The sequence below is a fragment of the Sorangium sp. So ce385 genome (genome assembly GCF_051474135.1).
Classification (GTDB): Bacteria; Myxococcota_A; Polyangia; order Polyangiales; family Polyangiaceae; genus Sorangium; species Sorangium cellulosum_D.
Window position 1 is genome coordinate 1,419,019 of record NZ_CP150337.1, and the last position, 13,835, is coordinate 1,432,853.

8 protein-coding genes are annotated in these 13,835 nt (G+C 68.9%); 3 read left to right on the forward strand and 5 right to left on the reverse strand.

The features are described 5' to 3' along the window. Positions 1–6 precede the first annotated feature (6 nt). Genes WME83_RS05295 through WME83_RS05315 form a run of 5 tightly spaced genes read right to left on the reverse strand, consistent with a single transcriptional unit; the run spans position 7 to position 9,982 of the window. Positions 7–1,515 carry a hypothetical protein gene (locus WME83_RS05295; RefSeq protein WP_437318163.1) on the reverse strand — a complete coding sequence of 503 codons (1,509 nt, stop codon included), beginning with the start codon at positions 1,513–1,515 and terminating at the stop codon, positions 7–9. Positions 1,516–1,571: 56 nt separating this feature from the next. Then, positions 1,572–5,354, reverse strand: coding sequence for a hypothetical protein (locus WME83_RS05300; protein WP_437318164.1), 3,783 nt, complete (start codon positions 5,352–5,354; stop codon positions 1,572–1,574). 28 nt (positions 5,355–5,382) lie between these two features. Beyond that, positions 5,383–6,768: a hypothetical protein gene (locus WME83_RS05305; protein WP_437318165.1), complete on the reverse strand. Its 1,386-nt coding sequence runs from the start codon at positions 6,766–6,768 to the stop codon at positions 5,383–5,385. Continuing rightward, positions 6,765–7,955: a hypothetical protein gene (locus tag WME83_RS05310; protein WP_437318166.1), complete on the reverse strand. Its 1,191-nt coding sequence runs from the start codon at positions 7,953–7,955 to the stop codon at positions 6,765–6,767. Before WME83_RS05310 ends, WME83_RS05305 begins: the two co-directional genes overlap by 4 nt. 26 nt (positions 7,956–7,981) lie before the next feature. Further along, positions 7,982–9,982 carry a hypothetical protein gene (locus tag WME83_RS05315; RefSeq protein ID WP_437318167.1) on the reverse strand — a complete coding sequence of 667 codons (2,001 nt, stop codon included), beginning with the start codon at positions 9,980–9,982 and terminating at the stop codon, positions 7,982–7,984. A 708-nt stretch (positions 9,983–10,690) separates the two neighbouring features. Between WME83_RS05315 and WME83_RS05320 the strand changes: the two genes are divergently transcribed. From WME83_RS05320 to WME83_RS05330, 3 genes are all read left to right on the forward strand, one after another. Beyond that, entirely contained in the window at positions 10,691–11,728 is a 1,038-nt protein-coding gene (locus tag WME83_RS05320; protein ID WP_437321966.1) for an aldo/keto reductase, read from the forward strand. Positions 11,729–11,802: 74 nt separating this feature from the next. Further along, positions 11,803–12,210 (forward strand): bifunctional diaminohydroxyphosphoribosylaminopyrimidine deaminase/5-amino-6-(5-phosphoribosylamino)uracil reductase RibD, encoded by a 408-nt coding sequence (locus WME83_RS05325; RefSeq protein WP_437321967.1) that lies wholly within the window; start codon positions 11,803–11,805, stop codon positions 12,208–12,210. A gap of 312 nt (positions 12,211–12,522) precedes the next feature. After that, the gene (locus WME83_RS05330) at positions 12,523–13,824 is read left to right on the forward strand and encodes an aminotransferase class V-fold PLP-dependent enzyme (protein WP_437318168.1); all 1,302 of its coding nucleotides are present in this window, start codon (positions 12,523–12,525) and stop codon (positions 13,822–13,824) included. Positions 13,825–13,835 lie beyond the last annotated feature (11 nt).

Genomic DNA, 13,835 nt, shown 5'->3' on the forward strand with positions numbered 1-13,835 from the left:
GTGGGGTCACGGGTGGAACTCGCTCATGCAGGTGTCGACCGCCTTGGCGGTCATCGCCGTGTTGGAGACGTACGACGCCGGGAGCCCCACGCTCGCGCACAGCGCGGCGGCCGTCTGCGTGCCGGAGACGATCGTCCCGGCGACGTCCGCCGCGCAGAGCTTGTTCACGTCCTTGAGCGGGCGGCCGGCGGTGGCGTCGATCTGGTTGCAGGCGTTCGTGAAGAACGTCCGGTTACGATTCCGGATCTCGCAGAAGTAGATGCTGCACTGCCGCTTCATCGTCTCGTCCTCGACCGTGCTCCGGTCGGCGAGGAGCGCCATGTCGCGCTTCATGAGATCGAGCTTCTCGAGGAGGGTCATCTCGTTCGGCACCGCCGGCAGCTCGGCGCGCGCGAGCATGTCGCGGAGACCCTCATGGCTCTTCTGCAGCTCGACGCGGACGTCCTTGCCCTGGTACTCGTAGAGACCGCCGACCCAGCGATCGACGAAATCGAGGATCGTCTGGCTCCGCAGCACCGCGCGCTCGTACCCTTCGTGGAGGCGCGTCACGGCCGAGGGGAGCGGACCCGAGCAGAGCCCCGTGGTCTCGCTCCCCGGGAGGCAGAACATCGACGCCATCCCCTGGTAGGAGCTGACGAGGAGGTCCTTCTTTTGCACGAGGCCGCCGAGGAGCGCCGTCGAGTCCCGGAGCGAGCTGTCGGCCATCTCGATCTTGCGCGCCAGCATCGCCTTGAGCGGCGGGATCGCCCTGTCGCCGGGCGGGGCGTCCTCCGTCGCGGAGCCGAAATAATCCGCGAGGATATCGCGGGAGACGACCTCCGCCGCCGCGTCGATGGCCGCCGGCGAGGGCGACGACACGACGCCGCACGTGGCGTCGTACCCGCCGTGCAGGTACTCCGCATAGCATTGCGCCATGCTCTCGGCGTGCCCCGTCAGGCTGAAGTCGGAGGTGTCGTAGCTCATCTCGAGCCCCTCCCACCGCACGCGCGTGAAGCTGGCCTTGGCCATGCCCCGGTGCATGCAGAACGCCTCGCGGGGAGCGAGCTTCGTGGTGAGCTCGCCCTGATACCGATCCTCCAGCTGCGCGAGCTTGCGGCAGTGGAGGAGCCCCTCGAGCAGCGCCGCGGCGTTCCGCTGCGACGGGAGCAGCCCGACGGTCGCGGCCTTCTCGAGCTCGTGGAGGCCGTGGTCGACGTCGCCGTCCGGACGATGCGCCTCGCACACCCCGTTCAGGAAGTGCACCGGCGCGCGCGGCCCCACCGTGAGCTTCTGCCTCCCATCGACCGTGTCGAAGGGATAACCCTGCCGCGGGAGCGCGTCCCACTGCGACGGATCGCAGGGACCGGACCAGATCTGCGCCCGGAGGTGCGTCTTCCGCTCCTGTAGGTCGCACGACGCGAGCTTGCGCGAGCACTCGTCGTCCACCTGGGCCGCCGCCACCCTCATCCCCGGGAGCGTCGCGAACACCGCCGCGACGACCAGCGGGATGCAAGAAGCCATATCCTGTCGAACCATCGGTCAGACTCCTTCTATCCTGTGTAACGCTTCGGCTCCCCGCCCGCGCGCGGACGTCAGCGCACCGGCTTGCGCACGAAGATGAACCCGAGCTGCAACGACGGAGCACCCTGGTTCAGGCAGCGAACCAGGTTCTCGTCGGCGATGATCTCGTACGTCCCCACGAGCGGATGGCCCACGAACGGATACGCGTTCTGGATCAGGCCGTCGGTCAGGCGCCGCTCGAGCCCCTCCGCGGTGTACGGGCCGCGACGGAAGCGGAGGTACTCGTCGTTCATGAGATCCATGTCCGAGCCGCCGTACACCGGGATGAGCGCCGTGACCGGCCGCTTCACCACGAGGCTCGGCACGATCTCGCCGCTGTCCTTCGACAGGCGCGAGAAGACGGTCCCGAACCCGAGGTGGGTCATCTGCATCTGCTGAGAGCGGCACGACGAGCTCGAGACCCCGGCCATGACGTGCACGAGGCGCATCGGCTCGCTCTCGTTCATCGTCATCTCGTCCCAGAGGACGAAGTTGCCGAGGTTCCGGCTATCCGCTTGCGAGCCAGCGAAGGGCGAGATCTCGAATCGCGCGCGCCCGTTCTCGAGGAGCTCGGACACGAGGCCGCTCGTCTTCTCCAGCGTGAACTCGGCCACGCTGCCCGCCATCGTCTCGGTGCTCCAGGCGAGCGAAGAAGGCCGGCAGACCTCGCTCGTGCCGACCGTCCCGCAGTCGCTGAGGAACGAATCCAGCTCGGCCGCCGTCCCGATGAACGTCCTGTCCGAAGACAGGTGCCCGACGTCGCCGGCGAAGTCGCTCAGCACGTTGTAGCGGTTCCGGTACAGGTTGTAGGTGAAGTTGACGTTCTCGACGACGCGGCGCTTGGCCTCGAGGAACTCGCTCGCTCCCCGCGTGAGCTCCGCCTGCATGTCCTCGAAGTCCCAGAAGAGGACCTCGGCGGCGTCGTTCACGGGCGCCATCTCGACGAGCCCCATGATGCGCGTGCGGCTCTCCAGCACCGCCTCGCGCATCTCCCGCTCGATGGCGAGCAGCTCGTGCTCGAGATCCTTCGCCTCTTCCACCATCCGGATCTGCCGGCGGAGGTCCTCGATCTGGACGAAGGTCGCCGCCCGCTCGTCCTCGATGACCGACGCGAGGAACGCCATCTGCCCCTCCGAGATGTTGATGGTGTTCTGCCGGATCTTCTCCCGGATGTCGTTCAGCACCTGGCGCGTCGCGTCGTAGTGCCCCTCGAGATCGTGCACCCTCCCCTGGTAGTGGCCGATCCGGCTGATCTGCGCCTCGATCGACGACTTCATGGCGAGGAGGTTCTGCTTGTCCTGCTCTAGCCTGCTCGCCTCGATGTCGAGCTCCCCGAGCGCGAGGGTGAGCCGCTGGATCTCGATCTGGGCCTGCTCGCGCACGTTCTCCTGCTCGTCGATGTCGAAGTCGACGAGCGCCGACTCGTCCGACTTGGTCTGGAGATCGGCCACGAGCGCCGCGCGGTCGGCCCGCAGCTTGGCGACCGTCGACGCGATCTCACCCCGGTCCAGCCTGCACTGGATCGCGTGCAGCTTCTCCTCGCCGGTGATCTCGACGACCTCCTTGTCGAGCTCCGCGAGCTGGACCGAGATCTCGGCGAGCGCGCGCTTCTTCGTCCACTCTTCGATCAGCTTGTGGATGTCGAGGGCGTTGATCTCCCTCCTCAGCTCCTCGACCCGAACGTTGAGCTCGTGCCGCTCCTGCGCGATCATCTGCTCGAACTGCAGCTCTCCGAACTGCCACTCGTAAACCTGCGCTGCCGTGTCGGCCGCGACCTTCGCCGCCGCCGCCGCCGCCTCGACGAAGCGGAACGTCTTGACGGGGAAGATGCCCATGATGCCCGTATCGCCGTCCGGGATGGCCGCGAGGACGGCGGCGGTGGCCGAGAGCGCGAGCGCAGCCCCCTTCAGCGCATCGAGGCCGTTCTGTTCCGCCATCGCGGCGTCGAGCGCCCGCATGCGATCGTTGATCTGATTGATCGTCGTTTGCCACATGTCGCGCTGGTGGTCGAAGATCTTGAGGTTCTGATTGTAGAGCTCCTCCGCGACCCGCTTCAGGTTCTCGTCCTTCGTGGAGCAGCTCGTGCCAGAGCCGTCGATGCAAGCCCTGATCTTGTCGATCTCCTCCTTGCTCTTGGTGGAGAGCTCTTTCCGCGCCATGCAGATCTCATCGAGGAGCGCCGGCTTCGGCGCCTCGATGGACGGGGGGCTCGTGCACGTGGCCCCGGAGATCGGATCGGTGAACCCCTGCGCCGCCCCGGTGTAGAACGCGAGCTCGGCGTCGACCGAGCAAATCTGGTGCACGACGGGGACGCGCATCGATTCGAACACCGTCTCCTGCGAGGTCCGGAGCCGGCTCGTGATGATCTCGGAGCCCTCGATGCGCTTCTGCTCGAGCGCGATCTGTCGCTCGATCTGCGCCTTGCGGTTGTCGACGAGCTCGAGCTCCTTGTCGTCGGACGCGACGCGGTTCAAGAGCTCGTCGATCTGCAGCTCGAGGCCGTCGCGCTGCATCTCGAAGTTGAAGGCGGCGAGCGTCATGTCGATGTTGAACTGGATCTCGGCGATCTGCTCGCGCACCGCGTCCTGGTCGAGCGCGAGGAGATCTTGCTCGCGCTGGCCCCGGAGGAGCACGATCTGGTTCTCGAGCTCCTTCGTCTCGCGCTTCAAGGCCAGCTCGAGCACGCGGATCCTCTGCTCGAGCTCGAACGTCGAGATGTCGCTCTGGAGCGCGCTCAGCTTCTGCTGCACGTCGTTCTTGAGCTGCTCGGCCATGTCCTGGAGCTGCGCCATCTTGTACACCTCGAGCTCGATGGCCCGAGAGTGCTTCATGTTGGCCATGTCGAACTTCTGGTTCTGGAGATCGGTGTATTTCCGTGCCCACGTCTCGAGCATGTTCTGGATGTTGAGGTCCTGCTGCTCGATCGCGGCCTCCTGCATCCGCAGCTGCTGGCCGAGCCGCTCGATGCTGATGAGCGGGAAATCCTCGGGATCGATGTTGATGTACAGGTAGCCTTTGCGCACCGAGTCGAGGCGGAGCGTCACGTCCTTCTCGATGGTGGCGAGCGTCGCGAGCTCGGCGGTGAAGAGGTCCCGATCGGGGAGGGAGCCCTTGGCCTCGAGGACGAGCCAGAACGCCTGATCGTAATACGTGGCCGCCTTGTAGTACTCGCTCCCTTTGTCCCCGTCCGCCGCGGGCGCGTCGCCGAGCGCCTCGCCGACCAGGTAGCTCATGTGGTCGAGCCGCGCGACGGACGCCTCGCGGTACCAGACGTCGCCCGCCGCAACGAGCAGCTTCGCCTTGAGCCCCTGGAGCTGCGCCATCGCCTTGAGATACCTGTTGAAGGCGATGTTCTTCTGCTCCTCGCCCGTCCCGGAGCTCGTCTGCCGCGGGAGGCGCGCGATCCCCTGCTCCACGATCTCGAGCCCCGCCGTGGCCTGCGCGAGGAGCTCCGCCGGGCTCGTCAGCGCATCGCCGGGCGCCGCGGCCCCCTTCGCGTCGAGGAGCGGCAGCCCCGTGGCGCGAAAGCGATAGACGTTCGCGCGCTGGTAGTAGCACTCTGCATCGCAGACGCGCGTCGTCATGGACTCGGGGCACCTCCCCCTCGCGCCGACGAGCGCCTCGAGATCGCCGAAGCTGTCCTCGAGGAGCGCCATGTTCGCGCGGTACTGCGCGATCTTCAGCTCCGAGACGAGCCGCCCGACCTCCGCGCGGATCGCGGTCTCGTTCGAAGGGATGCACTCGATCTCCTCGGCGCGCGCGGGCGAAGGCAGCAGCAACAGACCGAGGGCGAATGAAGACAACAGTCGTTTCATGGATCGCTCCAGCAAGCTTTGCCGTCGGCTAAAGACTATTGATGTACCCGATATAAGCCTTCGAGAGCCCCGAGACCTTCTCGACGAAGGCCGTCCGGGCCGGGTCGCTCGCGCCCGCCTCGTCCTTGAGCGCGCCGTAGGCCCGCGCCGCCTCGGTCAGGCAGGCGTCGACGCGTCCGGCGTACTCCGCGAAGTTCTCCGGCGTGAGCGCGCCCGGGATCGTCGCGCAGACGCCGAGCTTCTCCTGGGTCGCCCAGTCGAGCCCTGGCGTCCCGGCGATCTCGCGGAGGGCCTCCACCACGGCGCCGAGGAGCGCGGCGTGGCGCTCGAGCGTGGCGCGCGCCGCCGCCACGTCGGCGTCGACCCCGGCGGCGCTGGCGTTGCTCCGGATGCGGTCGATCTCGCTGCGCTTCGCGCGGAGGCGCGCCATGAGCGACTGCCCCGGCGGCGTCGTGGCCGGCGCCCGCTCGAGGCCGAGCGTGTCCCGCTCCACGAACTCGTAGAGAGAAGCCGTGTCCTCGACGGTCTTCTTGAGCAGGAAGATCTCGCGCGTCGGGAGCTCCACGGCCGAGTCCCGGAGGGCCGCCGCGTACTGCCGCTCTTTCTCGGCGAGGCTCTGCGACGTCGCGTCGATCTCCGCCTCGATGCGCGAGCGTATCCGCTCGTCGATGCCGGCGCGGAGCATCGACTCCACCTCGGCTTTGCGCACCGCCTTGCGCATCGAGCAGAGGTTCGCCGGGATCTGGTCGGCGAAGGGCCCGGCGTGGAACGCCCGCGCCTCCTCGAGGAGGGTCTCCCAGCCGGCGCGGACCGGCACGGGGAGGCCGAAGTCGACGCCGAACCCGACATACCGCGCGTGCTCGTTCGCCCGCTGGTACGACAGGCACTTCTCCTCGCGCGTCTGCCCTTCGAGGTACGCGAGGCTATGGGCCACGAAGAGCTCGAGGTGCGCGGTGTTCGCCATCTGGAGGACCTCGTCGCTCCGGCCCGCCGGGGCGCCTTCCGGCTCGCGATAGCTCCGGAGCGCCCCGATGAGGAGCTCGAGGAGCGCGACGCGGCGGTGGAGCTCGCGCGCCGCGGCCGGCTCGACGCCGGCGATGGGCAGGAGACGCACGGTCGTCACGGATCCGGTGACCTCCTCGATGGGCACGGCGTCGTCCTCGATGATCTCTCCGCCCGAGCTGCCGCCGCCCGACGTCGGCGAGCGCAGCTCGTTCGAGGCGAAGGAGAGGAGCGCCGGTTCGAGCGGCCGCCCTGCGGTCGCCCGGCGGAACGCCTCGTCGACATCGACGTACGACGGCGCCGCGATCGCGGGGCCGCTCGGGGTCGGGAGCGAGGCCGCGTGCGAGGCGAGCGACGCGAGCGCCGAGAGGGGCACGATGGCCAGCGCGACACGCCATGTGATCTTCTTCACGGCGTCCTCCTGCAGTACCAGGCCGGCCTCGAGGAATTGCAGTACTTCGCCATCCCTTCCTGCCAGAGCGTCTCGACGTGCGCGGCGGTCCGCGCGAGCTCGTTCCGGTTCGGCTTCGCGAGGGCGTCGTCCAGCGCGGCCCTGCCGGTTCGCTCGGGCGCCTCCATCGCCGTCCAGAAGTTCGTCCCCAGGATCAGCGACGTCGAGAGATCCCTGAGCTCGATCACCGTTCGCTCCTTGCGACTCACGTAATCCTCCATCGACAGGCCGCCGATCGCGGCGATGATCTCCGCCTCGATGATCGCGATTTCCCCGCGCTTCTCCGGCAACAGGAGATCCGTGAAGCGGGTCGTCTTGGCGCCGATCGTCCCGAGGATCTGCGCTTTCCACGTCGCGTCGTACACGAAGCTGGGGAACGACTCGTCACCTCCGACGGGCTGCGCTGCGACCTTGACCGCCTCGGCGCCGAAGAGGCCGTTGATGCGGTCACGGATCCCGAAGAGGTATTGCCGCCCCACGTCGATCTCGGTCAGGTTGAGGCCGTAGCGCGTCTCCACGCTGGACGCCGTCGCCACGAACGCCTTCATCTGGTCGCCGAGCTGCGTCATCTTCTCGTCGAAGCGGTCGCGGAGCGCGTCCGGCCCCGACGTCTCGTAGAAGAGCCCCCGCAGGCGCCCCACCGCGTACCGCCGGCCGTAGCGCTCCAGGCTGGCCGGCGTGTGCGACGACTCCTCGCACCCTGTCACGGCCTCGAGGGCGGCCACCATCTTTGTCGCGTGGTACGTGTACTTCATGTCGTCGGACGTGCCGAACGAGTGCTGCTCGCGATAGAGCACCTGCTGCTCGGTCAGGAACGCCTCGAGGAGCGCGCTGGCGCGGACCGCGGCGTGGCACCGGAGGCTGTCGGCGCCCGTCCGGTTCGACAGCCCGAAGTAGGCCATCCCGAGGAAGTACCGCTCCTGCGGCGTGAGCCCGAGGGTCTCCACCTCGATGAGATCGACGATCTCCTGGTAGCTCCCCCGCGCCGCGAGCGTCTCGTAACAGAGGCGCTTGTTCTGCGTGAACACAGGCCCTTCCGAGGCCGCCGCCCTGCACGCGGGAGGCGGAGCGACGCCGGCGTGCGCGGCGCCGGCCGAGCCGACGACGCACGCCGCGCCGGCGACGATGCTGAGAACCCTGATCTTCATGGTGTCACTCCCGTCGGCGCGGTCGCTCAGCGCTCTTTGCGGCAGGCCGCGATGTTCGGCGAAGAATTGCCCCAGGTCTCCACGACGCAGATGATGGAGAGGTAGTTCCCGGGGATATGGTTGCCGCGGATCAACGCCCCGATGTAGTCCGCCCAGGCCGCGTCCCCGACGCACGGTCTGCCGCTCCTGTGGCAGGCGCGGTCGGTCACGTTCTCGATCTCGTAGAAGCAGCCGTTCGCCTTGTCAGAGCACCTCTTGAGGTAGCTCGCGTGCTCCGCTTCGAGCGAGCGTTGCGTGTAGCCCTTGTCCTTGTTCGCGGGGGTGTAGAACTCGCCGGTCCACCACGCGATCCCCTCGGGCGCGGGGCACGGGCCGACCTCCACGGGCGTCTGCCAGCACCCGTAGGCCCAATCGTAGCTCGCCAGGAGCTCGTCGCGCGACGCGGGCGTCGCGTTCGTCACGCGCTCGTTCATCCACCTGTAGAGGCCATACCGGGCCGCCTGCTCGATGTTCGCGTTGATCTCGTTCGTGAAGTACGTCCGCTCCTCGTCGAAGACACGCCCGCCGTCCAGGTTCGTGCGGCGCGGGTTGCTCCTCTTGCCGTTTCCGACGGCGCGACCGAGGATGTCGTTGAGCGGGTCGGCGAGCCCGAGGTAGACGGCGTAGGCGCGCGACATCATCGTATTGGCCTCGGCCTCGCTCGTGTCGCCCGTTTTGCTGTACTCCGCATAGGCCGCCATCGTGTCCTGGAGCTCGCGGTCGTTCGGCTCCCGCCCGAACACCCAGAAGAACAGCTGCGCAATCCTGGCGCGACCGGGGCCCCAGCACCCGACCTCCAGCATCCGCGTCTTGCTGGCTGGCGCGTTCGGGTCGACGAAGAGGTACGGCACGGCCGCCCTCGGGACCGACTGCGCCGCCGGCGCCCCTTCGGCGAAGAAATTCGCGGCCGTCGGGCACGTGAAGCGAACCAGCGTCTTGCCGCCGGCGAGCTGGAAATAGCGCGCCGAGGGCGACTGATCGGCGGTCTGGAAGATCTTCACGCTCCTGTCGCACGCGAGGTGCGGCTGCCGGTCGGGATCCGATGCGGTGAAGCGCGGGTCGCTCGTCGACAGCTCCTCGAGCGTCGCCGCGGGGTCGAAGCCGAATGCCCGCTTCATCATGTCTGCGTTCGAGCCGCAGTCGATCGCGTAGCCCTTCCCGCCGGCGATCAGGTAGGGCGTCACGCGCGTCCTGATCCCGGTGAAGGAATAGCGAACCAGGTAGAGCTCCGCCTCGGCGGCGTAGCTCGTCTCGGCCATCTGCTGCGGGAGATCGCGGCGGGCCCGCGGGAGCGCCTTCCCGGTGCTCGTGTGGCAGTTGATGTCCCGCGTGGCGATCCCCTGCGCGTTCCAGACATCGAGGACGGCGCGGTTGATGGGGATGCTCACCTGCTCGAGGTTGCTGCCGTCCGCCTTCGTCCACGAGAGCGCCGAGAGCACGTTGCTGCATCCTACGGTGTAGATCGTCCCGGGGTCGTCGCGGAGCCGGAGGTAGTACTCGGACTCGCCCTTCCCCAGATCGGCGTCGACGCGGCGATAGACCTGGAAAATTTGCTGGCGCGTGACGTTGGGATCGGCGTCGCAGCGCAGCGTATGGATGGGGACCGGCCCGCCCGCGTCGCGCTCGAGCTGCCTCTGCACCGAGTCGAACGAGTCGTAGAACGCGGCCTGGTTGAGGTCGAGCGTACGCGGGTACCCGAAGCCCTCCAGGATCGGCCCATAATTCGAGCCGCAGCCGATCTGGAACACCACGTTGGGCTTGTTGTCCTTGAAGCTCACGACGACCGGCACTTCGCGCGGCAGGTCGTCTGCGAGGTCCGGATTGTCGTAGACGAGGACCTCGGTCACGTTCGGCCCGATGACCTCCGCCGCGGCCGTGCCCGTGATCGGCGCGCTCACGTCGGACTCCGCCTCGCCGACGCAGCCAGACACCAAGCCCAGCGAGGCGACCGCCAGGGCCGCGACGCACTGTCGTTGTAAGATCTTCACCTCGTCCTCCGCCTTGATTCGTCCTACCCCGGAGCGTCGGACCGACCGCCGCGATCCGAGCCCATGCCCGATCGCGCGCAGCAGATCGATCCCGGATCCCAATCACGTTATGATCAGGATGCGTAAATGCGCTGAGAGGCGTTCCGAAGGAACGTGCGGGATGCGAGCGCAGCGCGAACTCGAGCTCGTTGCCTCGTGTCGACGGCGTCGACGACCCGTGGACACGGATTCGCCGAAGTGAATTCGAGCAGAGTTGCGTCTGGTCTCGCCGGTGGCGTGCTCCCCGCCGCACCGTTCGGCCAGCTCACTGCCCTTAGTGCCGACAGAGGGCGCGACCCTTCAGATTATTTTGAGTGGCCTCATTGACCAGCTCGCTTGTTCACCCCCGCCGGAATGTCGCTCCATCCACGCTGTCCGCGCAGCATGCTTGGCGGAATCGGAGATGGCTGGGGGTCGCTTGGCGCTGGTGCCGCCGGGGAGCGGGGGGGGCGGGGAACGATCGTGGTCCCCTGCGATGCGCTTCTGCTGCCGGCGCAAATCCGCGGCCTGAGCGAAGGCCGCCCTCGATCGCCGATGCGCTCCACGCGCACGTCGGGCGCCGCCACGCCGCCACGCCGCCACGCCGCATCCGCTATAGGAGAATATGTGTCCGTTATGGTGGACGAGGCCGCCGCTCCGTGGTACTGGAGGCCCACGGACGGAACAGCGATGCATTACCGACAGCTGGGTGACAGCGAGCTCCGGGTCTCGGAGCTCTGCCTTGGGACGATGACGTTCGGCGAGCAGAACACGCTCGAGGAGGCGAAAGCGCAGCTCGACTACGCGTTCGACGCGGGCATCAACTTCGTCGATGCGGCCGAGATGTACCCGGTGCCGACCCGCGCCGAGACGCAGGGCCGCACCGAGAGCTACGTGGGCGAGTGGCTGAGCCAGAGGCCGCGCGACAAGGTGGTCCTCGCGACGAAGATCGCCGCGTCGGGCCGGCCTTTCCCGTGGATCCGGGGCGGCTCTCTCGCCGTCAACCGCGCGAACGTCCGGCGCGCGGTCGAGGACAGCCTGCGGCGCCTCAAGACGGACTACATCGATCTCTACCAGATCCACTGGCCGGATCGGTACGTGCCCCAGTTCGGCGCCACCGCGTACGACCCGGCGAACGAGCGCTCGAGCACGCCGATCCCCGAGCAGCTCGCGGCGTTCGCGGAGGTGATCCGCGACGGCAAGGTCCGCTATCTCGGGCTCAGCAACGAGACCGCGTGGGGGGTGACGCAGTTCAGCCGCGTCGCGGAGCACCTGGGGCTCCCGAGGCCGGTGTCGATCCAGAACGCGTACAGCCTCGTCAACCGCACGTTCGACGCGGCCCTCGCGGAGGTCTCGCGCCGCGAGGACGTGCCGCTGCTCGCCTACAGCCCGCTCGCCTTCGGCCTCTTGACGGGCAAGTACGTCGGCGGACCCCCGCCGGGCTCGCGCCTCGCCCGGTTCGAGGCGTTCGGCCAGCGCTACCGGAAGCCCAACGTGGACGAGGCGGTGCAGGCCTATGTGAAGCTCGCGCGCGCGCACGGCCTCACCCCGGCGTCGCTCGCGCTCGCCTTCGTGCGCAGCCGCTGGTTCGTGGCGAGCACCATCCTCGGGGCGACCACGCTCGCGCAGCTCGAGGAGAACGTGAAGAGCGCGGGGGTGGTGCTCGGCAAGGACGTGCTCGCCGAGATCGAGCAGATCCACGCCCGCTACCCGAGCCCGGCGCCGTGAGCGCGCCGGCCGTGGAGGCGCAGATCGTCCGGCGGGCTCGGCCCTCATACACCGAGGCCGAGAAGCGGCGCTTCATGGCGCGGGCGCTGGAGGTGTCGCGCGGCGCGCTCCCCCGCTGCCGCCCGAACCCGCCCGTGGGCTGCGTGGTGGTGCGCGGCGGGAGCATCGTCGCCGAGGGCTTCACGCAGGCGCCCGGCTGCCACCACGCCGAGGCCATGGCGCTCGCGACGCTTCCCGGCGATCTCTCCGACTGCGCCGCGTTCGTGACGCTGGAGCCCTGCTCGTTCTTCGGCCGCACCCCGTCCTGCGCGAAGGCCCTGATCGCCCGGCGGGTCGGCGCGGTGTTCGTGGCCGTGATCGACAGCCACCCGCGGAACCTCGGCCGCGGGGTCGCGCTGCTGCGCGCCGCCGGCGTCCCCGTCGAGGTCGGTACGCTCGCCGACGACGTCGCGTCGTTCATCGACGGCTACCTCATCCGCTGAGATCCAGGCACCCGAGCGCGACCGCGCGCCGGCGACACCGGCCATCCATGGCAACCCGGGAATGTCGCGCTCGAGCGGCGTGACGGGAGAGGCCGAGATCGCGGATCGATGCGATGCACCCCGTGCCCGGCGCGGTGACGGTGAAACGTTGATGGGTCTCAGATAGTCACTGCCTGTCTGGAGCCCCGGTGCATACTCCCCTGCCGGCGCGGCGAGGGGGGACCTCCCTGGCGCGGCATCGACGCGCCCGTGGGCGCGCGAGCTTGCGGCTCCAGAGGGACCGCGCCCGGCACGGAGGGGAGGAAGCTGTAGATGACGACGAAGGTATCGAGGCGCTGCCTGCTCGAAGGCATGCTGATGATCGGCGCCGCGGGCTGCGCGGCCCCGGAGGCGGCTGCGGCCGCGGGCGATGGGGCGAAGGCGCCGGCCGACGCGTGGCAGCGCGTCCGGGACGAGTTCGAGGTGTCACCCGCGTGGATCCACATGACGTGCTTCTATCTCACCTCGCACCCGCGGCCCGTGCGCGCGGCGATCGAGGCGCTGCGGCGGGAGCTCGACGAGAACCCGGTGGACGCGGTCCACGAGCACGAGGACACGACGCCGGTGCGAGAGGCCGCCGCGGAGTACATGGGCGCCCAGGCCGACGAGATCGCGCTGACGGACAGCACCACGATGGGGCTCGCCTCGCTGTACCTCGGCCTGCCGCTCAAGGCCGGGGACGAGGTGCTCACGACGACGCACGATCACTATGCCATGCAGGAGTCGCTCCGGCTCGCCGCGGAGCGGTCGGGCGCGACGGTGCGGAAGGTCGCGCTCTACGAGCGGGGCAGCGCCGCGACGGAGGCGGAGATGGCGGGCGCGATCGAGCGGGCGATCACGCCGGCCACGCGGGTCGTGGCGATCACGTGGGTCCACTCGAGCACGGGGGTGAAGACGCCGGTGCGCGCGATCGCGGAGGTCGTCGCCAGGGCGAACCAGGGGCGGGCGCCGGAGGATCGCGTCGTCTGCGGCGTGGACGGCGTGCACGGCTTCGGGGTCGAGGACGTCACGATGGCGGACCTCGGCTGCGATTTCTTCGCGGCCGGCTGTCACAAGTGGATCTTCGGGCCGCGGGGCACGGGCGTGCTCTGGGGCAAGGCCGAGCTCTGGCCGCTGCTCCGCCCGAGCATCCCGCACTTCGGCAAGGAGGCATACGAAGCCTGGTTGCAGGGGCAGCCGCCGCCGCCCACGAACGCCAACATGATGACGCCGGGGGGATTCCACTCCTTCGAGCACCGCTGGGCGCTGCCCGCGGCGTTCGCGTTCCACCGGCGCATGGGCAAGGCGAAGGTCGCGGAGCGCATCCACGCGCTGAACCGGCAGTGCAAGGAGGGGCTCGCGGGCATGCGCCACGTCACGCTGCACACGCCGCTCGACGACGCGCTCTCCGCGGGGATCATCGCCTTCGAGGTGGCGGGGATGACGCCGGAGGCCGCGGTGGCGAGGCTCCGCGAGAGGAAGATCATCGCGTCGACGTCGCCGTACCGGAACTCGTACGCGCGCGTCGCGCCGAGCCTGCTCAACGACGAGGCGGAGGTGGAGGCGGTGCTGCGGGCGATCCGGGCGCTCGCGTGAGGCAGCGCGGG

What these genes read in the sequence shown, in the direction of transcription:
- WME83_RS05295 (WP_437318163.1), bottom strand. Translation starts at nt 1,515, where the DNA reads ATGGTTCGACAGGATATGGCTTCTTGCATCCCGCTGGTCGTCGCGGCG.
- WME83_RS05300 (WP_437318164.1), bottom strand. Translation starts at nt 5,354, where the DNA reads ATGAAACGACTGTTGTCTTCATTCGCCCTCGGTCTGTTGCTGCTGCCT.
- WME83_RS05310 (WP_437318166.1), bottom strand. Translation starts at nt 7,955, where the DNA reads ATGAAGATCAGGGTTCTCAGCATCGTCGCCGGCGCGGCGTGCGTCGTC.
- WME83_RS05320 (WP_437321966.1), top strand. Translation starts at nt 10,691, where the DNA reads ATGCATTACCGACAGCTGGGTGACAGCGAGCTCCGGGTCTCGGAGCTC.
- WME83_RS05325 (WP_437321967.1), top strand. Translation starts at nt 11,803, where the DNA reads ATGGCGCGGGCGCTGGAGGTGTCGCGCGGCGCGCTCCCCCGCTGCCGC.
- WME83_RS05330 (WP_437318168.1), top strand. Translation starts at nt 12,523, where the DNA reads ATGACGACGAAGGTATCGAGGCGCTGCCTGCTCGAAGGCATGCTGATG.